The following is a 25,876-nucleotide window of genomic DNA, read 5'->3' on the forward strand; positions in this document are numbered from 1 at the left end:
AATTTTTATTATTCAATACCTTTGGTTTTGTTAGCAAGTCTTTGCATACTTGGACTACGCGATGGGGTGAGTGGAGTTGTACAAGGTTTTGTGTTTACATTAACCTCTTGTTTTATTACGTTAATTGCTTCTCTAATTTCTTTACTAGAAATTTCATCTATTTTCTCTTCCAACAAATTTTCAACAACAGTTGGATTAGGATTATTCGTTATATGTATTTCGTTGGTTTTGGATTTTTTTCTGTATTCTATTTTATTTGCGATTTCTTGTAATTTTTTTAGTTCTTTATAATTAGGATCATTTTCAATCTTGGTTTGATATTGCTTTGCATATAATTTCGTATGCTTGTCTATATTGACTTTAGCATACTGAGGTAATGTTTCAGCTAATTTAAAAAGCTCTTCTCGCTCTTCATCCATTTGTTTGTATATTGGTTTAAGTTTTTTATTGAGAGCTTCGTTTGTTTGAGCTTTTTTCTTCTCAATCTTTTTTTTCTCTTGTTCTAAATTTTTCCTAAACTCTTCATTTCTTATAGTATTGTTTAGCTGTTCATCAATTTCATTAGCTCGTTTATCATAATGTTCATTAGATTTTTTAGTATCATCAATTATACTTCCGAGTATACTAAGATATTCCAATTTTTTCCTTTCGTCCTCTTGTTCTTCAGGAGTTAAATTCTCACCTTTTAATTTTCGAAGATCATCATGTGTTAAGGACTCAGGGATATTATTAGCTTTCTTGATTAAATCTGCCTCTTTTTGTAAAAGTGAATATAATGCTTCCTCTACTGTATCATATTGAATATAATTTCCTTTTAATCTTGCTTCTCGTGCTTCAGATTCGTGTTGTGTGTGTAAAACTTCATTATTAATTTGCTGTTTTTCAAAATTCTCAGAAGCTATTTTAGAAGAGATGTTATGCTCTGCAGTTTCTTCTTTTTTAGCAATTGCAGCTTGTACTCCTTTAATTTGTTCTAGTAGCTCACTATTATTAGTACTTAACGCTAAATCTGCTGTAGCACTTGCTAAACGTGCAAGTTCTGATGGATTTGCGGTAGCGGTAAGTTGAGTTTTAATTGCTCCAAGTGTATTTTTAATCTGAGCATCGTCTTTATAATCTGACATTTGAATAATTTTTAATAATTTAATCAAAAAACTTATATATATATATTTAATTTATGTGCTAAAGATATCTCAATTCATTAAAGGATATTAATAAGGTGTTTAATTAAATTTTAATATTATTTAAATAATACGTCAAATTTTATTAACAATCTTAAATAATTTTAAACTTATTGATTTTTAATTTAGTGGTAAAAATGCAATAATTTATAGGTTTTAATATTATCGTATTAAATAGTATTAAAGTTTTTGTAATATTTTGCATCAGTTTCTATTAACATTTTAGTTTGATTATTTTAATTTTTTTAGTAAATATTCCTGTACTAATGTTCTAAGTAAATATCATATTTCCACTTAAATTAGCTTAAGTTGTTTAATTTGCAATTATATACTAATCATTGCTGCTAAAACATTAAATGTAGTAAGTAATAGATCAGTATTATAATTCAATAATTTTTATCGATTATTTCAATACTGTTACTAATATGATAAGCGATTGTTCCAAATGAGTTATTAGTGGTGAATAAAATATCTACAAAATTGTTATTTTATAATATATAAATTACCTTTAATCAAGTTTCTGTTATCACTATCAATATTATTGAATCTATTTTATCTTAAACCATTATATTGTGGTATGTTCCTGCTTAAGACATTAAAGATATTATTGTGCCCTAGTATAATCACTCATATGCTTATTCCTAGATAATGATTCCTATTGTCGATAATCTAAGAATTTAAAGTTGTATAATATTTATTATTAAAAAATTTACAATTGATGTTTTATTCAATTCTAGATAAAGAAAATTTATATATCGTATTACTTCTTTAGAACATAAAAATATCCATTATTTAATTTTATTATATAATATAATAAAGATAGCAAAACTGTTACAGTAATGAAGTTTGAACTGTTTGAAGTAAAAAGGAGTTTATGAATAATAAATTACTACTTAAAATGATAACTGAATATCATTTCACAGAAGAAGATCTAAATAATTTAAATAAAATAGCATAACTAAAAGTATAGGTTTTTCAAATAATATGTCATTTAAATAGAGTACTTGATAATATTGTACCGCAAATTTCAAGCCTAATAGTACATAAACTTTATATAAAAAAATCGAATTATGAATAGATAGAAAGTTAATTTTATATTGCAAGCTAAAATAATAATTTTACATCTTATTACGTTTATTTCTTACGTTATGACTAAAAATTGGAAATAATCTATATTGTCATAATTTTAATTAACGTGTTGTAATTCATATTTGATATGATTTCTGAGATGAAATTCTGAACTATTAGAATATAGTTTGTTAATGAATCAAGCTTATGTATTGCTATGTTAAAAACTAGCAAGTATCATTAATTGTCATTAAATATAGTATACACTATTTTAGTAAAAAAGATTATTAAATATATAATTATTACAATCTATAATTATAGTTGACTTATTTTAATTACTTTTATAGATTACTTCTCTCAGGTGATAATGAATCTATATCATTCATGTATAAGTTAATATAAAAGAGTTAAAATATGGGCAATCAAGAAGACAAAATGTTAACCTTAGAATCTTATATTGATGAAGAGGTAGATAAGAGATTAAATGCTAAAAATGCCAGGAAAGAGCTTAAATTAATATTAATAACATTTGCTATAATTCTTACTAGTTTTTTAACTTTTACTTATTTCTTTTTAGATTACATAGAAGAAAAAGCATCATCGTATAAATTACAGCATAAACAAAAAGAAATGAATAAAACAAAGTGACGGTTCTTAAAGATCAAAAAATACCCAAAAGTGCAAATTTACATACTTCCTTGGAATTACTTGTTATTATAATTTTTAACTTTAATTGTCATCAATTTGCAATGTATGAATGATTTTTTAAAAAGAAGAATTTAAAACTTGCTTTTACACTAAAAACTCTTTGACAATATTGAATTAAAAGCTATATATAGTTGATGTAGAAGAATTGAAAAAAAATTTATCTATTACGCTTGCAATTATCATAGTTTACTAATGTGTTTCCACACATTCAACATACGACTGAAGTAGTGATGATACTTATAGATTTATAATTGAATGAAATGATAATCAAAATTTTTAGACCTGAAGTACAGAGTATATAGTTGTTTTAACTAGAAAAAAACAATATGGCAAGAGTATTATAGAGAAAAGGTTAAATTTACAACACAAAACATAACTCTTCTAATTTTATAGCATTCATCATATACTAAAACATGAGGCGCTCGCGTATGTCAATGCTATTCAGATACAGTATTAAGTATGTATTGAAGGAATACTAAAAATGAATCATAAATAGAAAATCATACTAAAAGTCGTTCTGGCTTTTTGGTTAAAATTCAATATTACGAATCGATAATTATACTTATCCGAATCTATTACTATGCTTAAAGGCAACGATATCACTCATATTTCACAATCCCTGTGTGTACAGCAGTAACTAAATATATTAAAGCACTAGATAAGACATAAATTGTATTATTGATACAAAATTGTGGATTTTAACTTACTAAAAAGTATAGAAAAATCTTTTTAAGGTATTGCTATATATACAATAAAAAATTTAGTGTGCCCCATTTTAAAAATAAAAAAATAACATCGGTATGTTTTGCGATGAACTTTTTCTTGTTAAATTAGATACTTTTTAAGTATTTTATATTTGCTTTATTTTTAACTTTTTGTTTAAAAAACAATAGAATCATTAGGTACGTGTAAACTAATATTTAGTTCCGTCTTTCAGAAAAAATGGATCATTAAAGCAGTAAATCACAAAACTAAGTACTTAAAAATAGTATTTCAACAGTTTTTTGATTGTTAACGTTTTCTATCTTATATCAATTCTTGATAAAAAATTAAATTGGGAGAAATTGATTCTATTTTCAATTGGCACTTTCACTTTACACGATAAGTATCATGGCACTAGTTTAAAGTAGCATGTCCGTGTATTTGCGCATTCATTACAAGTCCAAATCCTATTAGCATTGATGCAATCATTGTTCCTCCGTAAGAAATAAATGGTAGAGGTACGCCCACTACTGGAAGTAGTCCCATCACCATAGCTATATTAATAAATACGTGACTAAATAAGATTGAAGTGATACCTATTACCATTAATTTACTAAAAATTTCTCTGCAATTTACGCCAATTAATAAAGAAATAGTGATAAGTGCAAAATATAATATTAGTAAAAACATGCCGCCTATAAAACCAAACTCTTCAGCAAAGGTTGCAAAGATAAAATCTGTTTGATGTTCAGGTAGAAAATCTAAGTGGCTTTGGCTACCTTGGTTTAACCCACGTCCAAATAGGCTACCTGAACCTATAGCGATTTTAGACTGAATAATGTTATAGCTCGCACCAAGTGGATCATGTTCTGGATCTAAAAAAACCATCACTCGTTTTTTTTGATAATCATACATCATATTCCAAGCAATAGGCATGCTAATAAGTGCAGCAAGCGCAAGTATTATGAAATATTTTATTCTAAAACCTGCTGCAAAAAATATTATTGCTGCAACAATTAAAACAATCATACCTGTACCTAAATCTGGTTCTCTAATGATTAGAAAAGCAGGTGTTAAAATTCCTATAATCGGTATGATAACTTTATATAGTTTTGTTAGATCATCACTTGTAGATCGATGAAAATATCTAGCAAGCATTAATACAATAGAGATTTTTATCGGTTCAGAAGGTTGAAGTTTTACTATACCAAGATCGATCCATCTCTTTCCGCCCATGGCAGTTGAACCAAAAAGCTCTACTGCTATTAGTAAAGCTAGTGCACAAAAATAGAATATATAAGATAACCTAAATATTATCCGTAAATCAATTAATGCAATAATAATAGCTAATGGTAAGAATATACAAAAATTGATAATTTGTTTATAAGCCCAAGGTTGTAAATTGCTATTCGCTGCAGAATAAAGGACAATAAATCCAATACAGCAAATTACAATGATTAGTACAATTAAAGTGATTGGTAATTTTTGTAATTGTTCTAGATAATTTTTATGCATGGTTTTTATAATTTATTCTGTCATCCTATAGCTTTATCACTGTATTCAGCCTTGTTTTTGGATCACGATACAAGTATATGTCATGACAATCAAATCTTTAAATCTCTACATCAAAGATTTTAAAAATAAATACTAATTCATCAGTTATCTCTTGCAAATAATCAAAACGACCAGCAGCACCTTGATGTCCCGTATCCATATTTATTTTTAACAATAAAGGATTATTGTCAGTTTTAAGTTTGCGTAATTTTGCTACCCATTTAGCTGGTTCCCAGTAACCAACTCGCGGGTCCGATATACCACAAGTAATGAATAGAGCAGGGTAGTTTTGTGTTTTTACGTTATCATAAGGAGAATATGATTTAATATAATCAAAATATTCTCGCTCTTTTGGATTACCCCACTCATTATATTCCAAGAGAGTGAGTGGTAAGCTTTCATCAAGCATAGTATTTAGTACATCTACAAATGGTACATGAGCTATCGCTGCTCTATACATTTCTGGTTTCTCATTTAGAACGTAACCGATTAACATACCGCCAGCACTTCCACCCGCTATTACTATATTATGGTTATTTGTATATTTTTCTTTAATTAAAGTTCTACTACAGGCAATAAAATCTTCAAATGTTCTTTTTTTTGTTAAAAATTTAGCAGCTTCATACCAATCATGTCCTAAATCATCACCACCTCTAATATGAGCAATCGCATAAATAAAACCACGATTTGTAAGCGTTACTGCTATGTTTCTAAAATTAACTGGTATAGTGATACCATAAGCTCCGTAACCTATTAGATATAAAGGATTTGAACCATCTTTTTTAAATAAAGATTTTTTATAAAATAATGTTATAGGTACTTTTACACCTTCATTATCTGCAAATATTCTCTCTACTTTATATTCGTCTGGATTAAAGCCGGAAGGTATTTCTTGGCTCTTTAATATTATTAATTTATTTTTATCAAAATCGTAGCTATAAGTGGTATTTGGTCTTGCTAGAGAAGAGTAATCTATTCTGATGTTGTCTTCTTCAAAGTTAGTAGAAAAACTATTTGCTTGGAAACTTACATCGGGGAAATGAATGATGTTTTCATGTTGATCTTGGAATTGTTTTATTTTAATAAGTGGCAATCCATTATAACGATAATTTAAAATGAGATAATTTTGTGTAACATCAAAGCTTTTTAAATATTTATCCTGTTCTTCTTGGATATAAATATCATTCCAATTAGCATTTTCAAAATTATTAATTGGAACTTTTATAATATGAAAATTTTTAGCTTTATAATTAGTTTTAATATAAAAATAATTACCATTATGTTCTATTTCATAAAATACTTTATTTTCTGCGACACGTACTAATTTAGGTGTAAAACTATCATCCTGCATAGAAATTACGTAAATTTCATTTTCATTATGATCACCTGAATTTATAAAAATATATTCATGACTTGCGGATTTCTTGCAGCTAATAAAATGGATAGGGTTTTTGACCTCAAATATTAATCTGTCTTGAGTAATATCTCCGTCTAAACTATGAAATATGACCCTATCCCAGCGTTGATTTTCATTAATAGTAATATAGAAAAAGCCGTTGAGTCGCGCGTGCCAAATTATAACAGGAGCGACATCCTGTACTTCATTAGATAAGTATTGTTGCTTTTTAAGATTGTATATTTTGATATTGTATTGTTCATTACCTGTAAAATTAACGCTATAAGCCATTAAATTCTGATCAGGTGACATTGCAATTGTCCCAATATCGGTAAAACCACCTTTTGTGGCAAGTAAGTTGACATCTAATATTATTTCTTCAGTTGCCTTGAGACTGTTATGTTTACGACAATATATAGGATAATTTTTATCCCGTTCTACTCTATGGTAATAGTAATAATCTTTTTTTTTAATATAAACTGATTCATCATCTAATTTAATACGTCCTTTTAATTCTTCAAAAATCTTTTTTTTATCTTTTTTCAGATCGAGAAAAAAATTTTCAGTATATTTATTCTCAGCTTTTAAGTAATCTAAAATTTTAGCTTCTTCTACATTTGGCCAATTAGGATCACGCAGCCAGTTATAATCATCTTTTATTGTTTGCTTGTGGATTTCAAAACTATAATTTTGTTTATTTGCGATTGGTGGTTTCATGTTTTTGTTCTTTTTTGGTGAAGTACTAGCACACTTGATATTATTATCATTACTTATTTTAATAACTCGGTTAAGTTGATGTATAATAGAGTGTTAAAATAAAACTAATTAATAAAAATAATACTATAAATATAGCAGTTTGTTGATTATGCCAAGCAGATATTTTACTTAGAATATTATCCAAAATAGCTTTTAAATTAATATGTGCTTCTACATTTTTTTTATCGTATTTCTCTGTATATTTATCGACAATGAAAAAGATCAGTTTTTCGATATATTGGTATAGGTCAAGATTAATATTTTCTGTTGAAATGCGTGGTATTTTTCTAAATATTAAAGCTAATAATAGTGAAATTGTAATGATAATTAGTTGGTTAGAATTAGTATTGTGTGATATTTGAATAGGATAGAGTAAACATAAGAATAAAGTTATGATACAGCAATGCAGGTACAGTATCGTTATTATATCATGCCGTGTCTTGAGCGCGTTATTTAGAAAATATTCTATAATACTAAATGGTTTAATATTTGTATTGCATATCCTTGAGGCACGACGGTATAATAAGTGTAAACTCTCTAACAACAACTCAAATAATACAGTACAAGTTATTATCTTGAAAAATAGCATTATATTTTCCTCATTTAAAATATTAGCTATTGCATTTTTAATATAAGAAGAACGCATAGGCAATATAGAGATATATATTAATATACTAATAACAAATCCAATTAACAAATTAAGGTTAATTGAACTCTTATGAAGATCTTGATAATTTTTAATACCATATTCATCTTCTATATAAGTAAAATATAAAGCAAATAATCCGTTATATAATATGTGCATGAATATAAAGCTTGTAATAAGATAAGCTATGTTGGGAGTATTTATGCTAATAGCAGCTAATATAAAACCAAGCTGTGATATAGTGAGGTAACATATCAATCGTTTAAGATTTTTTTCAATTAGAGACAATACTAACCCGTAAATCATCATTGATATTCCAAAAAGTTTTAATATCTCAAGACCACTAAATAATTTTAAAATGATTATTAAACTAACTTTAGTAGTAAAACTAATTAAATATACTACACCGCTACTTGAAGCTGCAGGATAGCAATTAACTACCCATCCGTTTACAAAAATAGTCGCGGCATTAATCAAACAACCGGTCAGTATCAATATTGATGGTAACTTGAAATGATTTACTGATTCTGTTAAAGAAATAAAAGCTGTGTTACTTATTGTTGTGATTTGCAGAGTCATCCCAATTAAAATTAACCCACTACTGAATAAATGAGTAATGAAATATTGACGTAGCGGTTGTATCTTTAATTGTTCACAAAAAATAATTATGCATGTAAAAATCGTCATGAATTCAATTGAAATTATCATGGAAATAAAATCAGCTGCAAATACACATACAATAGATGATAAACAGTATAAACTACCTATCAAGCATTCTAATTTTCTTTTTTTGGAAATTGTATAAAGATTTAAAATAGTAGTAATAATTATAAACGATAGCGCTATTAGCTGATTTTGTGGATTAAAATCAAATATAAGATTGAAATTAGTAAAAGGAAATGTAAATTTTGTATTTTGAATAAACATTTTAATTTTTTAGCGAAGTTGTTTATACTTCTAGTTTCGAAATCTTTTTAAAATCTTTTACATTTAAAGTTAATAGATGATAGTTGTGAACTATTGCATTTGGAATAAATCATGAGTACCAATAGTGACTTACTTTCAATATATATGCTTCTTCTATTCATAATAGCACATGAAAAAAGTTTTTACATATTCTAAAAGCTAAAAATTTTATAAGACTACTCGTATTATCTGCTCTATCACTCCAATTAATAATTTTTTCAATAAAATATGTAATATATCCTGATTCAGAATTAAACTATTAAGTATTGTTTTAGCACTTATTAATCACATTTTTTGCTATAAAACTATTGAATATTTATTTAAGTACTGTGTTTTATATCATCAATATCTTGATCTTGCGTAAATTGTCCTATATTTATGATCTAATCATTGATCATGTTAGCCAAGTGCTTTTAAAATGTTTGTCGATATTAAAAATTTTGTTTTTATATGCGTAATTCGTATTACTGTGTGCTCTAACCTTTGTAGTACACTTTATTCATAATATATCTAAAAAAGATCGTAAAAATCCTGTTGCTTTAATAATTTATACTATATTGAGCATCGCTTATACATAAAAATTATATATAAAATATGCTATAATGTATATATATTATGTAATATATATAAATTCTCTGATTAGGATTTGAATAAAATAAAATAATGTTATAGCTAAAGCACAAATGATTATACTGATATGTATAGAATATGGAAGTGGTTTTGTGACGCTATATTCTAATGCAGAAGGTTTATATATAGCACTTAGAATTTTGAGAAGGTAAATGCTTGAGAATATACTACTAGCTATTACGACAATCATAACGATAATTTGATTCTGTTCGCTTGCGGCAAGTAATATAGAGAATTTGCTAATAAATCCGCTAAAGATAGGTATGCCTATTAATGATAATGAAGAGATAGATATAATAAGAGCAATTAAAGGCAATTCTTTGTATATACCATGTAAATTCTGTACTTGATCAGTTTTTTTTACGCTGTAAATACTCCCCATACTATAAAATAAGCAGATTTTTGTAAAAGAATGTGACACTAAATGTAGGATTGCAGCTCCAAGTGCCTTAGGTGTTAACATGAAAGCGCTCAGTAAGGCAAGACTTAGTTGATTCATAGTAGAGTATGCAAGTATTTTTTTGATGTTATCTGTCCTTAGTGCTTTAATTGAACTGTAAAATATGCTCACTATCGGTATAAAAATTAACCAATTAAACTCGGCAAATATAATTTGTAAATATGATAAACCAAATATATATAATAGGATTTTATAAATACAAAATAGTCCAGTTTTAACAACTATTACTGCGTGAAGTAAACTGCTGACTGGGTAATGCGCGACCATTGCAGCTGGAAGCCATGAATGTACAGGGAAAATCGCAGTTTTAGCAATACCGAAGATAAACATTAATAATAAAATAATTGATTGCTTTTTAGTAAAGTAATTTACTATGCTGCAACTTTCAAAATTTCCGTTACCAGTTTTAGTATAAATAATTATCACTGCCGGTAAAAATAATAACATAGCAGAAATCATTAGAATCTTTAGATATTTATATAACCCGCTCAGTACTATATTGTTTCTAGTATGTCCTATTAGGAAGGCTGTAGAAATAGTTAGAAGCTCATAGCAAATAAACATAGTTAATAAATTACTAGATAAAGCAATTAAAATTCCTATTAGAATAGTTAAGTTAAAAAAAAATAAGAATCTTGAAGAATGTTCTATATTATTAATAGCAAGATATTTAGGGGTGTAAAGTAAAGCACAAATCCATAAAAAACCTATTAAGCTTAAGAATATCAGTCCTAAAGGTTCAAGATGAAATCCTATAGAGTAATTACCGAATATATTAAATTCAAATTCTGCTCTTATACCTTTTAAAAACAAAAAATCTATAATTAAAATATTACCGTAGAAAAAAATAGCGATAGTAATAAGTAAAAAATTACGTATAAAACTATCTTTTTTAGTAGCATACGGACTAGTTAAATTTAATGCACCTACTAATAAGGTAGATAATATTAAGAGATTTGTTGTACTAAATTGCATGATCATGATAATTAATTCGAATTTTGTAGATGTTGTTATCTAAACACACGTTCAATTTTATGCATATTTTTGTGTGAGTGACAATAATATCATCTTATAATGGTAAAATAACGATACTACTGAGCTAAGTAAAATGATCACAAAATCTAATAGTAGACTTTGCGCTAATAATATTTCAAGAATATTTATTTTAATAAAAAATAACGGGCTGATAGGTAAACCGCAACTGCAAATAATAATAATTATAGTTAAAATTTTGTTAGGCGCTTTTTTATAGCTTTCATTATAAGCAGCTATTAAGAAAAGAGACATTTTATTTATACTATCTATAAGTAATAAACTGGGTAGCATTATTATGCAGTTTTTAGTGCTGTATAATAGGAATATATAACCTATTTGAGTGAAACATGAATAAATTATAATATTTTTGAAGTCTTTTGCTTGATATGCAAAGTATGGAGCTATAATAAGAGATGCTAAAGCAATAGGCCTTATAAAATTTGTAATAGCTGTTTTTATTGTCTCGTAGCCTATAATGATATAAGTAAATTTATATATTATATATATTCCTATGATAGTAGAAATTCCTGCTAAATATACTAAAATGATTGAAGCAGTATTATTATAAGCTCTTATCATCCAAAAATGCATAGGGAAAAAAGCTGTTTTTAAAATAGATCCTATTAAGAAAAACCCTATAACTATAGTAATTATGCGTGGTTTAGTGTATTCTTTTAAATAAGCTGCAATATCATACATATTTAAGCTACCAGTAATGCTCAGTAAGAATCCTATCGCTATAAGAATAAAAGTCGCACCAATACTACCCATTATCAAGTAATCAAAAGCTCCGACTAAAGATTTTGGATTATTACCTGATGCGATCAACACATAGCTACTAAGTGCTGACATTTCTATAAACACATATAAATTAAAGAAATCATTAGTGCTAATCATTCCTAAATAGCCGGTATGAGCGAATAATAATATACCGTAAAACAGAGATTTTCTATTATTGTTGATATATTGTAAGATTGTACGATTAGTAATCTTATGACAACAAACTAAAAAAAATAATAAAACCAAGTTAAGATAAATAGTAGTAGCTTGGTTTAATGGATTTAGATGATATTCTATCCCTATATTTGAAGTCCAGCCTCCTATAGTATAGGATAGCTCGGTGTTTTGTATAATGTTATATCCATAAATACTGACTAAAAGGCTAGATAAAATGCAAATAATAGTAATTACTCGTGCAAATATAATAAAGCGGAAAGATATTATTGAGAGTAAAGCGCCAAATAAAGGGAATAATATTTGTATGATAGGAAAATGTTTGGTTAGAATCATATCAGTTTGTCCTTGATCTTAATTACACAGATTGTTACATAGCACAATCTCAACTCTTTATATCCTATGATGTGATCGCTGGATTGAGTTAACAATACTAAATTATTGGTTGTTTTTATGGGTGCTGTTGGTCAAACTATAATTCTATACAGTAGATTTTATTGGTCTACGCAATAATGCCTTATTATTAGTAAGTGACGTAGCAATCTAAAAAATTCAAAATTCTGTATATCATCATTTTTTACTGCATTGCTAAGTTGAATTACTACGTAATTTTGCTTGCAATAATGACTCAATATCCATACAACGATGCAATCTTATTTATCAACATTAACTTCATTTGCTGATACTGTACCATAATGTTTATATATTTGATATATTAAACTTAAAGCTACGCTAAGAGTAGCGAATCCAACTACTATAGCAGTTAGTATTAATACATGAGGTAAAGGGCTAGTATAAGTATTGATGCCATCTTGTAAAATAGGTACACCGCCTGTTTTAATTTTCCCAATACTTAAAAAAAATAGTAATACTGGACTTTGAAATATTCCAAGTCCTATAATTTTATGAATATAATTATGGCTTGTAAGCATTATGAATAAGCCGCTCGTGAATAAGATCAAAGTCAAAAAGTATATTAGAAGATGCATAAAATTAAGTTGTTATTTTGATAAGATGTTTTAGTGCCGATATTGCAATCTAGTTAAAAATATTTAATACTAAACTTGTTTAGTATTCTAATAAAATCCTTCATGATATTTTGGATATTAGTATGCTTTGAAAGAATGATTAAATACGCATGTTACTTTTTTACCTTTACGTATAGCAAGCTTAGGGAAAACTTGTTCAAGGATGATCATGTTAGGATTATCTTGAGCAAGACGATAATTTACTAAAGATTCTCGCAGTGAATCGTCTACAGCAAAAATACCAGAAATTTCGGCGTTTTTATCTCTAAATTGTAGATAAGTAAATTCTCCATCGTCAAAGATCTTAATAGGAGCTATTTCTTCACTTCCGCTAATATAGTAATTAAAATTATATTTTTCAGGATGAGTAAGATCAGGGCTTGCTAGAGCTGTAGAAAAAGTTTGCATATGACCGCTCATATTGTCATTTTCGTCATCCGGATAAAGAAACTTTACGTTAAACACCATTTCAGGATCACGTATATCAAGAGTTTCCGCTGCATATAGTTCAAAGAAGTAAGTCCGTTTATTAGTAATTAAAGTCATATTAGTAGTAGCATCTGGTTCCATAGGTTTAATAAAAATTCTATGACCAGCAGGTACTATTTGCCATGATGTAGTATCTCCCATAGAAATACTGACTATTTCTTCCTCTTTTGCTAGTTCTATACTTGCTTGATACCCATAATATCCTGTGAATTTGAAAACATCATCAGGGTTATAAATCATAACCCTTAGACGTGGGTCTCGACCTAGAGGTCGTGACATAGTAAGAGCAAATACATCTAATGTCAGTATTATAAAAGTACAAAATATTATTAGTGGCTTCATATTATTGCTGATTTTTATTTCTTAATAATTTTAGCTTGTAACTAGTAACTATAAAATGGAACGGCATATTGTGTAATGTACTTGTACTGATAGAATCCATTATAAATCCAATTTTTGCTTCCCATAGCATATTTTCTAAGATTTCACCAGTATTATTTTGTGCCAATGATTCAAAAGTAACAGTTGCCTCGTTATTATTGATATTGTTAATTGATATTATATTAATTGAGCGTCTATATAGCTTTTGATATCGTATGACAGGTGATAATGAGTTATCAATATTCATAAAATTAGCAAATTGCATATAAACAATACTCGTAGAAGCATTTTTAATAAAAGTGAATTGTTCTTTTAATGTATCATAATTGTATTTTTCTCGTTGTTTTACATAATTCTGAAGCATAATATTTGCAACAGAAATATAAGGATTTGCTAATGTTGAATATTTAGTATTAGTAATGGTAGCTTGTTTTTCTGAATCATCTTTTATTAAATAACCTACCTTTTTCTGTATTGGTAACAATATGTTGATATTTACACCAATTAATGTTAATAATAATGTAAAAATTGTGCATGTTAAGAGTAGAAAACTTCTATGACTTAACGGTAAGATATACTTAAAATTATACCATTTTCTCGCATCAATAAAATATTCACCGGATTTTATATATTCTTTTATTGCATTTGTTAATTGGTCCATAATGACTAGATTAAAATCTAATTTATTCTGTTTTCACTCTATCATAATTATTATATTATGATTATAATTTGTTAATTTAATGTTATTTCAGTTAAAAAATAACTTTATATTGTTGCTACAATACCAAATATTGTTTAACTTTAAAATTAAAATATTATAATAACATTATATAATCTCAACTCCTGATGATAGTTATGATGTTATACTCATGCAATTTGACTACAGTGTACTTATAAGATCGTAGGTAGCAACGTATTAGTATATGCATCGTTACCACTTTTCACTTCTTATAACTAACTCGTTATTTATTACAGAGTATAACAATTTACAATCTTTTTAATATTTTTTTCTATTTATAAATAGATTTTTCAAAAAATGCTTGTGAACTATTTTATAGTAAGGTAATTTTAAAATAGTCACAAGATAATTTAATCATGTATAATTAGAATGTTAAAATCATTAAAGTTTCTATTAGTATTCATTATGATCGCTCAATTGTTATCATGCACACCTTCGGCTCCTTATGAAATTAAAAGTCCGTGCGTTTCTGCCGATATAGATGATAATTCAAATTTAAGCGTAAATCCTTGTATCAGAAGACCTATTAATGCACTAAATATAGTATAAAAGTAATAATTTGATACAATAACAATGTAATAATAAAAATACCTTTGAATATGAATAATATATTTGGCTTCTTTAAATCAAGTAATAACACGCAAAGTGGTTCAGGAGGTAAACAAAATCATGAAAGTATTAAATCAACTAATCCTTTAAAAATTAGTCAGAATTGGTATGAAGAGCGATCTGATAAATTAATTGTTCAGAGAAATTTGCTGATCATATTAATAATACTACTAACCATTTTTATGGTTATATCAACTTTGGTCATAGCATTTGTAGTAAAGTCTAAACAGTTTGATCCTTTTGTGATCCAGCTTAATAGTAATACTGGACGTGCTGCGGTTGTAGAACCTATTTCATCATCGACGTTAACTGTAGATGAGTCTCTTACAAGATATTTTATAAAGAAATATATAACAGCACGTGAAACATATAATCCAGTTGATTTTGCAACGATAGCTCGTACGACAGTCAGATTATTTTCAACAAGTGCTGTTTATTATAATTATCTTGGCTATATAAGAAATAAAGATTTTGATCCTACTTTAAAATATAAAGCAGATAATACTACATTTTTAGTAATAAAGTCATGGTCTAAAATCGCAGAAGATAAATACATAGTTAGATTTTCTGTAAATGAAACATCAGGAAGCCAATTAGTTTATAATAAAATCGCGGTAGTAAGTTATGATTATGTGCCTATGCAATTAACAGATTCAGAACTTGACATAAATCCCGTAGGGTTTCAAGTTAACGGATATAGGGTAGACGATGACAATAGTTAGATTTTATTTTTTAGCTTTTCTATTATTAAGTGGTTTTACAGCACAACGTGCATGTCCGGTTGTAGATGATTCATTTAATAGTATTAGTAATAATTATGTAGATGATTTATCTTTAACTAAAGATAATAGGATCAGAACTTATATATATAATCCAAATGAAGTTTATTTATTAGTTTTGCATTTTGGCTTTCAATCGCATATAGAATTTGCTAAAAATGAAGAAATTCAAAATATAATTCTTGGGGATGCTTATGCTTGGAAAATAACCCCTCTGGCAAATAGGTTATTTATTAAGCCTCTTGAGAAAGATATTCGTACAAATATGACGATTATAACTAATAAAAGAACATATGAATTTGATATCGCTTCTACTGAACTTATGATAGGTAATGAAAGAGATTTAGTATATGTAATTAAATTTTACTATCCTAAGAAAAATAGTAATTACATGGCAAGGTTTTAGTAGTGTACGGTGGCCATACAGTAAATTTAATCATAGTATAACAATTTTAAATCTAAAACACTTTAACTAAAATAATTTAGATATGGTTGCAGAGCAAAATAACAATAATAATACCGATTCTTTATCAGGTACAGACTTACCTGAGGTACAAAGGGAATTATCTAAAGTTTCGGTTAGTTTTAATAAGAATATTGCAATAGTAGTGGTAATTTGTGCTATTCTTATATATATCTTTTATACTCTTTTTTTTGACATGAGAAAAGAAGAAATACCTGAGACTAAGATACCGAGTAATATTGTAACGCCTGTTACGGATGTTAATGATATTATTCCAGAGATCCCAAAGTTACCAGATCCACCTAAACTTGAGAGGCCAACAGTGCTTCAACCACCGCCTCCTCCTCCGCCAGTAGTAGAAGTTCCGCCTGTTTTACCTCCGATTTCTATAGAAGGGAATAAAGAGCAGACACTTCAATTGCCACCGGTGTCGTTACCTACGACCTCATCAACGTTAGTTGAGAGTGATGCAGAGAAGCAACGCCGTGAAGCAAAACGGAAATCAGCTATAGTGTTAGTGGGTGGTGTAGAGCCTAAAAAAACACCAGAACAAATTACAGAAGCGGTGACATTTAAAGATCGTGGTGATATGTTTTTGTTGCTTGGACGCGGTAAGTTAATCGATGCAGTGCTTGAGACAGGAATAAATAGTGATCTCGGTGGTGAAATAAGGGCAATTATTAGTAGAGACGTATTTTCTGAAAAAGGTAAAGTGATATTAATACCAAAAGGGTCAAAAATATTCGGTAAATATGCAACTTCAACTTCATCAGATAGTTACGGTAGGGTTTCTATCATATGGGATCGAGTCGATTTAACTAATGGTTATACCATAGAATTTGACTCACCTGCAGTTGATAATTTGGGTAGACCTGGATTACAGGGGAGGGTTGATAATAAATATAAGGAACAATTTGCAAATGCCGTATTACAATCTGGCTTTAATATAGGTCTTGCTAAAATCCTAGATAAGTTAGTCCCACCTCCTATAGATTCACAAGCAGCGGCTACCAACAGTGCTACAGCAACACAAATATTAAATATAGCTCAAACTATTTCGTCTAATACTGCTATTGATGTAAATACTAGGATAGTTACAATTTGTACTAATATACTTGCTGCTATTACTGATAAAACTTCTATTGCTTATACTACTATGACTCAAGCATGTGCGACAGCACAAAATGCTTCTTCAGCCAATACTTCTGAACAGAGACTTCAAACATTAGTACAGGCAGTTAATACAGCAGCTTCAAATTTGCTTACTACTACATCTATTGCCTCGACTCCTACACAAGCACAACAAGCTTCTACGCAAGCTTTTACTGATGTGACTAATGTTGTACAAAATATGATAACTCAACAGCATTTTAAGCCTACGACAACGGTTAATCAAGGTACACCGATTAGAATATATGTTAATAAGGATTATAAATTTCCAAGAACCGTTTTATTAAAATCGAAGGTAATGAAATGAATGAAGAATTTGCAGCCTTAGAGACATTTTTACTACCTTTTAAAAATTTATTTGCTGAAGATGGTATTAATGAAATTATGGTTAATAAGCCTGGAGAAGCATGGGTTGAAAAAAGAGGAGATATATATTCTAAGCAAATACCAGAACTGGATAGCGAACATCTACTTGCATTAGGGCGTTTAGTTGCTCAATCTACAGAACAGATGATTTCGGAAGAAAAACCGCTCCTTTCAGCAACTTTGCCAAATGGCTACCGTATCCAAATAGTCTTTCCTCCTGCGTGTGAGATAGGACAAATCATTTATTCTATAAGAAAGCCTAGTGGTATGAATTTAACTTTAGATGAATATGCTCAAATGGGAGCATTTGATAACACTGCAACAGAGAGTTTAGTAGATGAAGATGCAGATATTTTAAATAATTTTTTAGCTGAAAAAAAAATTAAAGAATTTATTAGGTATGCAGTTATTTCAAAAAAAAATATCATAATTAGTGGTGGGACTTCAACTGGTAAAACTACTTTTACTAATGCCGCACTTACTGAAATACCTGCAGTAGAAAGATTAATTACTGTAGAAGATGCTCGTGAAGTTGTACTATCAAGTCATCCTAACAGAGTACATTTACTTGCTTCTAAAGGTGGGCAGGGGCGTGCAAATGTTACTACACAAGATTTAATAGAGGCATGTTTGCGTTTAAGACCGGATAGAATTATCGTCGGTGAGCTTCGAGGTAAGGAAGCTTTTAGTTTTTTGCGTGCTATTAATACAGGTCATCCAGGTTCAATATCAACATTGCATGCTGATAGTCCTGCTATGGCTATTGAACAGTTAAAGCTTATGGTTATGCAAGCAGATCTTGGTATGCCACCTGAAGAAGTAAAGAAGTATATTTTAAGTGTTGTAGATATTGTTGTGCAGTTAAAACGTGCTAGTGGTGGGAAAAGATATGTTTCAGAAGTGTACTACAAAAAAAATAAGAATTCTGAATCTATGTTATAGGTTAGTTTAATTTGCAAAATTTGCGTTGTTGTATTGTGTTATTTAATCCTTATCGTACTATAGTATGTATGGTGTAGTCGTATATTTCGTATTGCTCTTTATTAAATTAAAAATTGTCTACAGTTTTGTATGCTATATGTATCAATATTAAGTAGCAATATTATCTGCATAATTGCGAATGCAGTAAAATAATAAAAAAAGTTTAAATATACTGAAAATAAAACTCAGATAATTTTACTTTTTTTGACTTCCCGCTTACTCTGTAATTACAGTAGAGTGAGTAAGGAATGAAATCAAGAAACAAAATCAGGAATATTAATTTATGGAATGGCATAAGATACTTAAAGTTACTAGGAATATATTCGGTCATGCTATAATTCATCCGGTTGTTATTTTTTGCACCATTTGGATCAGTGGTGTGTTTATTGCAATTTTTACTAATGAGATCGGAGCTTTAGGTGCAGACATCAATGCTATAAATATTACTTATAAGTGGGCTTACTGGCTTATTAATGTTTGGCGGCAATTAAAAATTGCCGATTATAATTATTTGAAATTGAAGCTAATTATATCTCTTCTTGGTCCTGCTATTATTGTTATAATATTTTATATTAAAAATTTTCAAAGAATAAAATCATTACAATTTTTTGAGCAGCCTGAAAAAGTATATGGTGACGCTAGTTGGGCTAATCAGTCTGATATAGAAGCTGCTGGTCTTAGATCAAAAAAAGGCATGTTAATAGGTGTTGATGCTGGTGGATATTTTGTTGCAGATGGGTTTCAGCATGCTTTATTATTCGCACCTACCGGTTCAGGTAAAGGTGTTGGTTTTGTAATACCTAACCTTTTATTTTGGACTGATTCAGTAGTAGTACATGATATAAAGCTTGAAAATCACAATTTGACTAGTGGTTGGCGTGAGAAACAAGGGCAAAAAGTTTTTGTTTGGGAACCTTCTAATCCAGATGGTATTACACATTGTTATAATCCGATTGATTGGGTTAGTACTAAGCCTGGGCAAATGGTTGATGATGTACAGAAAATTTCGAATCTTATAATGCCAGAAAAGGATTTTTGGAACAATGAAGCACGTAGTTTATTCTTAGGCGTAACTTTATATTTAATAGCTGATCCTACTAAAACTAAATCTTTCGGTGAAGTAGTACGTACAATGAGAAGTGACGATGTAGTTTATAATCTAGCCGTTGTACTTGATACGCTTGGTGGTGTAATACATCCTGTTGCATATATGAATATTGCTGCATTTTTGCAAAAAGCTGATAAAGAGCGTTCCGGTGTAATATCTACAATGAATTCATCACTTGAATTATGGGCAAATCCACTTATTGATTCTGCTACTGCATCTTCTGACTTCAATATACAAGAATTTAAAAAAGTTAAAACAACAGTGTATGTAGGATTAACACCTGATAATATACAGCGTTTGCAAAAATTAATGCAGGTATTTTATCAGCAGGCTACAGAATTTTTAAGCCGTAAAATGCCTGATTTAAAGGAGGAACCATATGGAGTAATGTTCTTACTTGATGAGTTCCCGACTCTTGGAAAGATGGATACTTTTAAAGCTGGTATCGCTTATTTTAGAGGTTATAGAGTTCGGTTATTTTTGATTATCCAAGATACGCAGCAATTAAAAGGAACATATGAGGACGCCGGTATGAATTCTTTCTTATCTAATTCCACATATCGCATTACCTTTGCTGCTAATAACTATGAAACTGCAAATTTAATATCGCAGCTTGTTGGTAATAAGACTGTAGAACAAAGGTCATTTAGTAAACCTTTATTTTTTGACCTTAATATTTCTACTAGAACCCAAAATGTATCTCAAGTTCAAAGAGCTTTACTTTTACCTCAAGAAGTAATACAGTTACCGCGAGATGAGCAAATTGTTTTAATTGAATCCTTCCCGCCTATAAAATCTCGTAAAATTAAGTATTACGAAGATAAGTTTTTTACTAGTAGATTATTACCGCCGACTTTTGTACCTACTCAAGTACCCTTTAATCATGTGTCAAATAATAGTGATGCTTCTAAAGAGACTGAAACAACAACTGCTATCGAAAATAATGAGTAAGATCCCAAATGCGTTCAGCTATTATTGATATCGGTTCAAATGCTTTAAGAGCTGTAGTTTATGAGAGTGATGAGCTTGGAGCACCGGAAATTTTTAATTATAAATTTAGAAATTATCTTACAAACTTACTTAATTTAGATAATTTAGATGTAAAACATCAAACATATTTATCTATACAGTATCTTATACATGTTTTTACCAAACTATCTGTTACTAATATTAAATGTGTTGCAACCGCTATACTGAGAGGGCATCCTAAAGCAGATGAATTCAAAACTATAATTAAAAAGCGATTCAATATTGATATTGAAATTATTTCAGGTGAACGTGAAGCTTATTTAACTGCTGCCGGATTGATTTCCGGTATTAGTGATGCTTTCGGTATTGTAGCTGATCTTGGTGGAGGTAGTCTTGAGCTTGCACATATTTGTAATAAAAAAGTTGGTAAATTAAAATCATTGCCGCTCGGTACAAAAATTATTACTAATAGCAATGTTGGTGATGTTGGGTTGATTACTAAAATGCTAGAGGAGGAATTTGGAGTTGCACATTATCCTAATTTATATTTAATTGGTGGTGCATTACGTCTAATGAGTCGTATATACATGGAGTCTATAAATTATCCTCTTAAAAATTTACATAATTTTGAAATAAATCGTGTAGAGTTTGAATTATATTTAGAAAAATTATCGCAAATTGATAAATTAAAGCTTAGTTATTACGAGCAAAAAGCTATAAATTATAATGCAGTTTTAGTAATAAAAGCTATGCTTAAGGTCTTTTCACCAGAAAAAATTATTATCTCGAATTACGGTTTAAAAGAAGGAGTGCGATTTGACTCATTGCCGTATCATGAAACAGAAAAAGATATCATTTATGAAAGGGTAAAAAGATTAGTAAATTTTGATAAAAATATATGTAAGATTGAAAAATATATTGAAGCACTACAATATCTTTTAATTAATTCTGATGCCACGACTCTTATTATTATTGAACTCGCGATAATGCTAGCACAATATAATAAAAATATTGATAAAACGCTCAGAGCAAATTTTGTTTCAGAATTTATATTATCTTCTGATATTCCTTTTAGTCAAAGGCAGCGTTTAATGCTAGGCATTGCTCTTACAGTTACTTATACTGCTAAAACTGATATGCAGATTAATAAAATAGCTAAGAAAATGATTAGTAAAAGTGATTATTATAACAGTCATATAATTGGATATTATATAAAAATTGCGAGAGAAATTGATGGACCAGAATTTCAAGAACCTTCTTTTTCAATTAAATTGAAAGATGATAAATTTTTACAAATTAATGCTTCAAATATCTTACCTAAACAAGTTTTTGATAAAGTTTGTGAACGTTTAAAAGATATAAGTTCTGCTAGAAAAAATATTAGTTATAATTTTAGTGATTAGTTATTGTTTGTATAACGTGGTCAAGTCACGAGTTGAGCTTGAGTGCATTTTACAGTCTGTACAGCATTCTATTGTTACTCTAAAGATTTAATAATTATATATATTAGGATATATAGTCCAAAATTATTGTAAAAAGTGTGAAATAATAATGTTCACAATTTATTGGACACAACTACATTGTAAATAATAAGAGTCATCCTTAATATTTATCGAACAAATATTCTAGTATTTAGATTTATTTGTGAGTTGTAAGATTTGCTTGGTCCAAAGTACTTAACAGTAAAACCGTAGAGACTATAAGCACATTATTTACTAACAAAACGAGTCCTGACAAAGTTACTAATTTCAAGCAAATTATTATGCGATAATAGATATATTTTATTAACTCTAGTCTTTTATCTAAAACGATTTATTTCTCAATGGCTCTTGCTACGTAAAAATTTAGTTACTTATCAATATAAAAGTAACAAAGGCAATATGGTTTATCCTATAGCTAAAGGTACTTAGAAAGTATGATTTTTTAAACTATCATAGTGTAGATTAGCATTACTAGTTATCTCATTTGCAATCTTTCTCTCTATAGATTTACACAGCATTATTACAAAATATGTTAAGAACTCCCATTACATTCATAGTAAAAGTATAGTAACGGTTATCTTATTCAGTAAGCAAAGCTAATACCTACTTTAAACAAAAAATAGTTGTGGTCTAGATCTGCCATCGCTTATTATGCGAATAAAATATTAGCGAAAATAATTTGTATTATCTTATAGTAGTTTTTATTCTTTTTGGTACGAATTATTCTGCATCGCACAATGAAAATAATATAATAGATACTAAACACTTAAATAAACTAGTGTATTTAACGGTATAGATAAATCAATTATATCACAGTCATACAAGTGCTAAAAATTCAAAAATATATAAAAAGATAGAATTATAATAGATAATTTTGATCAATATTTCTAATATCTCATTTAACATCCTAAGTAATTATTAATTAAAATAATGTTAAAAAAAATCTAATCAAGTCAACAAATATCTGATTGTATATCAGAATGAATACTACGAAGACTAATGAGAGAGTAATATTAATGTTGAGTTAGTATTGTGGTGTAATAGAGAGTATAGTAAAACATTGATCAGCTTAGAGGTTATTAGCATTTAAATGCATTTATAAGTATTTACCATTAACTTTAACTATAATTAATGTCGTAATTAAAAGATTAATTAAAGGTAATTTAAATTATATAATATGAGATATAGATTTTAAATTAACTAACAGCACATTTCAAATGTAAATGACTTAATTGATTGAGCTCTACTTAGGTACTTAGTACAGGATAAATTGGTAGTATTTTGAATATAAAAGGTAATGGTATGGTAAGTGTGAATAAAATAGTATGGCTATTGTAAATTTGTAAATGTGTAAACATAATTCTCTCAAGATATTTATTTTGATGTTTTTATACAGAAAACTTATGAATATATTTATAATAATTTAATATGCATTGATATTAGTATTGTAGTATGATAACACTTATAGTATAACAAGTGTAACAATGTGGATTTAAAGCTTATGTACTATGTGGTTAAGAAATTTTGTGACATTTTATCTTTAAAAATGGACATCGTACATGTTTAGAAAATTTTTATTTATTCCACTATTAATTGTTACTTCTTTAGTGAAAGCAGAAATTATAGAAGTGGATAGTTTAAGTAAAATAACACAAGATTTCAAAGTAAATTATAATAAAAATTATCTACCGCAGGATTTATTAGTAGTAACGGTTCTAGATAAGTTTTTATTTAAGCCTTTTGGTATACCTATTGGTGAATATATTGATCAGCGTAGGTATCTTGAGCTAGCTCCTCTTTTCAGTCAAATTAATAAAAATTCTAAAATTATTTATATAGCACAATTGATTTTAACTAATGATAGTTATAAAAAAGAATTACAAGAATCTGATTTTCCAAGTTTTGTAAATGAAATTAGTAATAGTCAAATCCCAATAATAGCAGTAAATAATGGGTTTACTGGTAATTTTAATAATATTCCTAAATTTGAAATATGGTTTGCTGATTATTTAAAAAAAAATTTTTATATTGATTTTTCAAAGAGTTTTCCAAACAATAATTATATTATTTTTAATAATTTAGATAGTTTTGCTAATACTTATCCAGTATTTTATAAGGGTATATTGACTAGTAATAATATATCAGTCGCACAAGTGATACTCAATTTTCTTATTCAAATTAATTTTATACCAAAATGCTTTATACTGATTAGTAGTAATAGAGAGTTGATACGTTCTATGGAATTTCAGCTTAATAATCATAGTTCTAATATATTATTTATTGGTTACCATTATAATAATAAAACTATTTCAGCGCATAAAGATATTGTATATTATACTAAAATGATTAATGATTTAATACCTCAAATAAATAAGCTCAAAAGAAATAATCCACCTTTAAAGAATAATAATGCGAAAAGTAAAAATTCTTATGAAACGCATAAATAAAGTTTTATTGAGTTTACTTTGCTTAGTTATTGCATATGCAGGTTATAGTCAAATTATTCCTACTTATTCTGTAGACTCGGTAACAATACAAAATTTATTACCACAGGTAGATGCAGATACATTGGTATTGATAAATATAGATAATACTATCATCACACCTAAATCTAAATTATTTCGATATCAAGATAATGCTTATATTAATTTCACGAAATATTTATATAGTCTTGCAGCGCATAACGCATCAGTTAATAAAACTATTGCAAAATTGATAGTGCAGCGTCAAATGATGCTTGTTGAATCTCAATGGGTAGATTTAATTAATAAGATGAAAAATCAAGGTGCAACAGTATTAGGTCTTCAAGAAATAACAGCTCCATGTAATTTAATTGAGAATTATGAAGGATGGTTATATACCATACTTTATGGACTCAATATTAATTTTACTCGTAAAGTTAATGATAAAGAGGTATTTAGATTTAATCCAAGTGATGCTGAAGCTCCTATTTTTTATTTAGGTATAATATTTACCGGTAATTTAAATAAAGTTAACACTCTTATAGAGTTCTTAAACATTATACCAATACCACCTAAAAAAATAGTAATTTTTGCAAATAATAAAAAAGATTTAGAAAATATAGACTCTTATTTAAGTATGGTTGATATAGGATATTATGGAATTGAATATTTTGGATGGCAAATGTTGCCTGGATCACCTGATAATCAAATTGCTGAGTTTCAGCAATCTACGTTTTTAAATACTGGTCAGTGGTTAGAAGATGATACGGCTGCAAAGATGTTAAATAAATAATT

General features: G+C 28.1%; 19 protein-coding genes. 10 read left to right on the top strand and 9 right to left on the bottom strand.

Annotated elements, in window-relative coordinates; genetic code table 11:
* Positions 1–8: 8 nt before the first annotated feature.
* On the bottom strand, positions 9–1,124 hold the full coding sequence (locus RT_RS01340) for an RP278 family tick cell line-upregulated protein (RefSeq protein WP_014419420.1): 1,116 nt from the start codon (positions 1,122–1,124) through the stop codon (positions 9–11).
* 1,539 nt (positions 1,125–2,663) lie between these two features.
* On the opposite strand from RT_RS01340, the gene RT_RS01345 reads away from it, so the two are divergent.
* Entirely contained in the window at positions 2,664–2,897 is a 234-nt protein-coding gene (locus RT_RS01345) for an RC1041 family protein (protein ID WP_011190735.1), read from the top strand.
* Between the two features lie 1,176 nt (positions 2,898–4,073).
* On the opposite strand, the gene rodA is transcribed toward RT_RS01345, so the two are convergent.
* From rodA to RT_RS01385, 8 genes are all read right to left on the bottom strand, one after another.
* The gene (gene rodA, locus RT_RS01350; RefSeq protein ID WP_011190736.1) at positions 4,074–5,174 is read right to left on the bottom strand and encodes a rod shape-determining protein RodA; all 1,101 of its coding nucleotides are present in this window, start codon (positions 5,172–5,174) and stop codon (positions 4,074–4,076) included.
* A gap of 97 nt (positions 5,175–5,271) precedes the next feature.
* Positions 5,272–7,326: a S9 family peptidase gene (locus RT_RS01355; protein WP_011190737.1), complete on the bottom strand. Its 2,055-nt coding sequence runs from the start codon at positions 7,324–7,326 to the stop codon at positions 5,272–5,274.
* Positions 7,327–7,396: 70 nt separating this feature from the next.
* The gene (locus tag RT_RS01360) at positions 7,397–8,938 is read right to left on the bottom strand and encodes a proton-conducting transporter membrane subunit (protein ID WP_011190738.1); all 1,542 of its coding nucleotides are present in this window, start codon (positions 8,936–8,938) and stop codon (positions 7,397–7,399) included.
* Between the two features lie 652 nt (positions 8,939–9,590).
* Positions 9,591–11,048, bottom strand: a complete 1,458-nt coding sequence (locus RT_RS01365; protein WP_011190739.1) for a proton-conducting transporter membrane subunit — start codon at positions 11,046–11,048, stop codon at positions 9,591–9,593.
* 51 nt (positions 11,049–11,099) lie between these two features.
* On the bottom strand, positions 11,100–12,392 hold the full coding sequence (locus tag RT_RS01370; protein ID WP_011190740.1) for a proton-conducting transporter membrane subunit: 1,293 nt from the start codon (positions 12,390–12,392) through the stop codon (positions 11,100–11,102).
* 317 nt (positions 12,393–12,709) lie between these two features.
* A complete protein-coding gene (locus tag RT_RS01375; RefSeq protein ID WP_011190741.1) occupies positions 12,710–13,045 on the bottom strand; it encodes a Na+/H+ antiporter subunit C in 336 nt (111 codons plus the stop codon).
* 117 nt (positions 13,046–13,162) lie between these two features.
* Positions 13,163–13,915 (bottom strand): P-type conjugative transfer protein VirB9, encoded by a 753-nt coding sequence (gene virB9 / locus RT_RS01380; RefSeq protein ID WP_011190742.1) that lies wholly within the window; start codon positions 13,913–13,915, stop codon positions 13,163–13,165.
* A 1-nt stretch (position 13,916) separates the two neighbouring features.
* The gene (locus RT_RS01385; protein ID WP_011190743.1) at positions 13,917–14,615 is read right to left on the bottom strand and encodes a virB8 family protein; all 699 of its coding nucleotides are present in this window, start codon (positions 14,613–14,615) and stop codon (positions 13,917–13,919) included.
* Positions 14,616–15,062: 447 nt separating this feature from the next.
* Here RT_RS01385 and RT_RS04385 point away from each other — a divergent pair, with 447 nt between their 5' ends.
* The 9 genes from RT_RS04385 (at position 15,063) to RT_RS01425 (ending at position 25,874) form a co-directional block, all read left to right on the top strand.
* Positions 15,063–15,242, top strand: coding sequence for a DUF2706 domain-containing protein (locus RT_RS04385; protein WP_011190744.1), 180 nt, complete (start codon positions 15,063–15,065; stop codon positions 15,240–15,242).
* A 50-nt stretch (positions 15,243–15,292) separates the two neighbouring features.
* Positions 15,293–16,024, top strand: coding sequence for a virB8 family protein (locus tag RT_RS01390; protein WP_011190745.1), 732 nt, complete (start codon positions 15,293–15,295; stop codon positions 16,022–16,024).
* On the top strand, positions 16,011–16,487 hold the full coding sequence (locus RT_RS01395) for a TrbG/VirB9 family P-type conjugative transfer protein (protein ID WP_011190746.1): 477 nt from the start codon (positions 16,011–16,013) through the stop codon (positions 16,485–16,487). The genes RT_RS01390 and RT_RS01395 overlap by 14 nt, the downstream gene beginning before the upstream one ends.
* A gap of 82 nt (positions 16,488–16,569) precedes the next feature.
* Positions 16,570–18,021, top strand: coding sequence for a TrbI/VirB10 family protein (locus RT_RS01400; RefSeq protein ID WP_011190747.1), 1,452 nt, complete (start codon positions 16,570–16,572; stop codon positions 18,019–18,021).
* Positions 18,018–19,022, top strand: coding sequence for a P-type DNA transfer ATPase VirB11 (gene virB11 / locus RT_RS01405; protein WP_011190748.1), 1,005 nt, complete (start codon positions 18,018–18,020; stop codon positions 19,020–19,022). Before RT_RS01400 ends, virB11 begins: the two co-directional genes overlap by 4 nt.
* A 322-nt stretch (positions 19,023–19,344) precedes the next feature.
* Positions 19,345–21,120, top strand: a complete 1,776-nt coding sequence (locus RT_RS01410; protein ID WP_011190749.1) for a type IV secretory system conjugative DNA transfer family protein — start codon at positions 19,345–19,347, stop codon at positions 21,118–21,120.
* A gap of 8 nt (positions 21,121–21,128) precedes the next feature.
* Positions 21,129–22,541, top strand: coding sequence for a Ppx/GppA phosphatase family protein (locus RT_RS01415; protein WP_011190750.1), 1,413 nt, complete (start codon positions 21,129–21,131; stop codon positions 22,539–22,541).
* A gap of 1,637 nt (positions 22,542–24,178) precedes the next feature.
* Positions 24,179–25,066, top strand: coding sequence for a DUF2608 domain-containing protein (locus RT_RS01420; RefSeq protein WP_011190751.1), 888 nt, complete (start codon positions 24,179–24,181; stop codon positions 25,064–25,066).
* On the top strand, positions 25,029–25,874 hold the full coding sequence (locus RT_RS01425; protein WP_014419421.1) for a DUF2608 domain-containing protein: 846 nt from the start codon (positions 25,029–25,031) through the stop codon (positions 25,872–25,874). Before RT_RS01420 ends, RT_RS01425 begins: the two co-directional genes overlap by 38 nt.
* Positions 25,875–25,876: the final 2 nt, after the last annotated feature.

Source organism: Rickettsia typhi str. Wilmington (assembly GCF_000008045.1).
Taxonomy (GTDB): domain Bacteria; phylum Pseudomonadota; class Alphaproteobacteria; order Rickettsiales; family Rickettsiaceae; genus Rickettsia; species Rickettsia typhi.

Coding starts and splice junctions, on each gene's coding strand:
- RT_RS01340 (WP_014419420.1), bottom strand. CDS start 1,124: ATGTCAGATTATAAAGACGATGCTCAGATTAAAAATACACTTGGAGCA.
- RT_RS01345 (WP_011190735.1), top strand. CDS start 2,664: ATGGGCAATCAAGAAGACAAAATGTTAACCTTAGAATCTTATATTGAT.
- rodA (WP_011190736.1), bottom strand. CDS start 5,174: ATGCATAAAAATTATCTAGAACAATTACAAAAATTACCAATCACTTTA.
- RT_RS01355 (WP_011190737.1), bottom strand. CDS start 7,326: ATGAAACCACCAATCGCAAATAAACAAAATTATAGTTTTGAAATCCAC.
- RT_RS01360 (WP_011190738.1), bottom strand. CDS start 8,938: ATGTTTATTCAAAATACAAAATTTACATTTCCTTTTACTAATTTCAAT.
- RT_RS01365 (WP_011190739.1), bottom strand. CDS start 11,048: ATGATCATGCAATTTAGTACAACAAATCTCTTAATATTATCTACCTTA.
- RT_RS01370 (WP_011190740.1), bottom strand. CDS start 12,392: ATGATTCTAACCAAACATTTTCCTATCATACAAATATTATTCCCTTTA.
- RT_RS01375 (WP_011190741.1), bottom strand. CDS start 13,045: ATGCATCTTCTAATATACTTTTTGACTTTGATCTTATTCACGAGCGGC.
- virB9 (WP_011190742.1), bottom strand. CDS start 13,915: ATGAAGCCACTAATAATATTTTGTACTTTTATAATACTGACATTAGAT.
- RT_RS01385 (WP_011190743.1), bottom strand. CDS start 14,615: ATGGACCAATTAACAAATGCAATAAAAGAATATATAAAATCCGGTGAA.
- RT_RS04385 (WP_011190744.1), top strand. CDS start 15,063: ATGTTAAAATCATTAAAGTTTCTATTAGTATTCATTATGATCGCTCAA.
- RT_RS01390 (WP_011190745.1), top strand. CDS start 15,293: ATGAATAATATATTTGGCTTCTTTAAATCAAGTAATAACACGCAAAGT.
- RT_RS01395 (WP_011190746.1), top strand. CDS start 16,011: ATGACAATAGTTAGATTTTATTTTTTAGCTTTTCTATTATTAAGTGGT.
- RT_RS01400 (WP_011190747.1), top strand. CDS start 16,570: ATGGTTGCAGAGCAAAATAACAATAATAATACCGATTCTTTATCAGGT.
- virB11 (WP_011190748.1), top strand. CDS start 18,018: ATGAATGAAGAATTTGCAGCCTTAGAGACATTTTTACTACCTTTTAAA.
- RT_RS01410 (WP_011190749.1), top strand. CDS start 19,345: ATGGAATGGCATAAGATACTTAAAGTTACTAGGAATATATTCGGTCAT.
- RT_RS01415 (WP_011190750.1), top strand. CDS start 21,129: ATGCGTTCAGCTATTATTGATATCGGTTCAAATGCTTTAAGAGCTGTA.
- RT_RS01420 (WP_011190751.1), top strand. CDS start 24,179: ATGTTTAGAAAATTTTTATTTATTCCACTATTAATTGTTACTTCTTTA.
- RT_RS01425 (WP_014419421.1), top strand. CDS start 25,029: ATGCGAAAAGTAAAAATTCTTATGAAACGCATAAATAAAGTTTTATTG.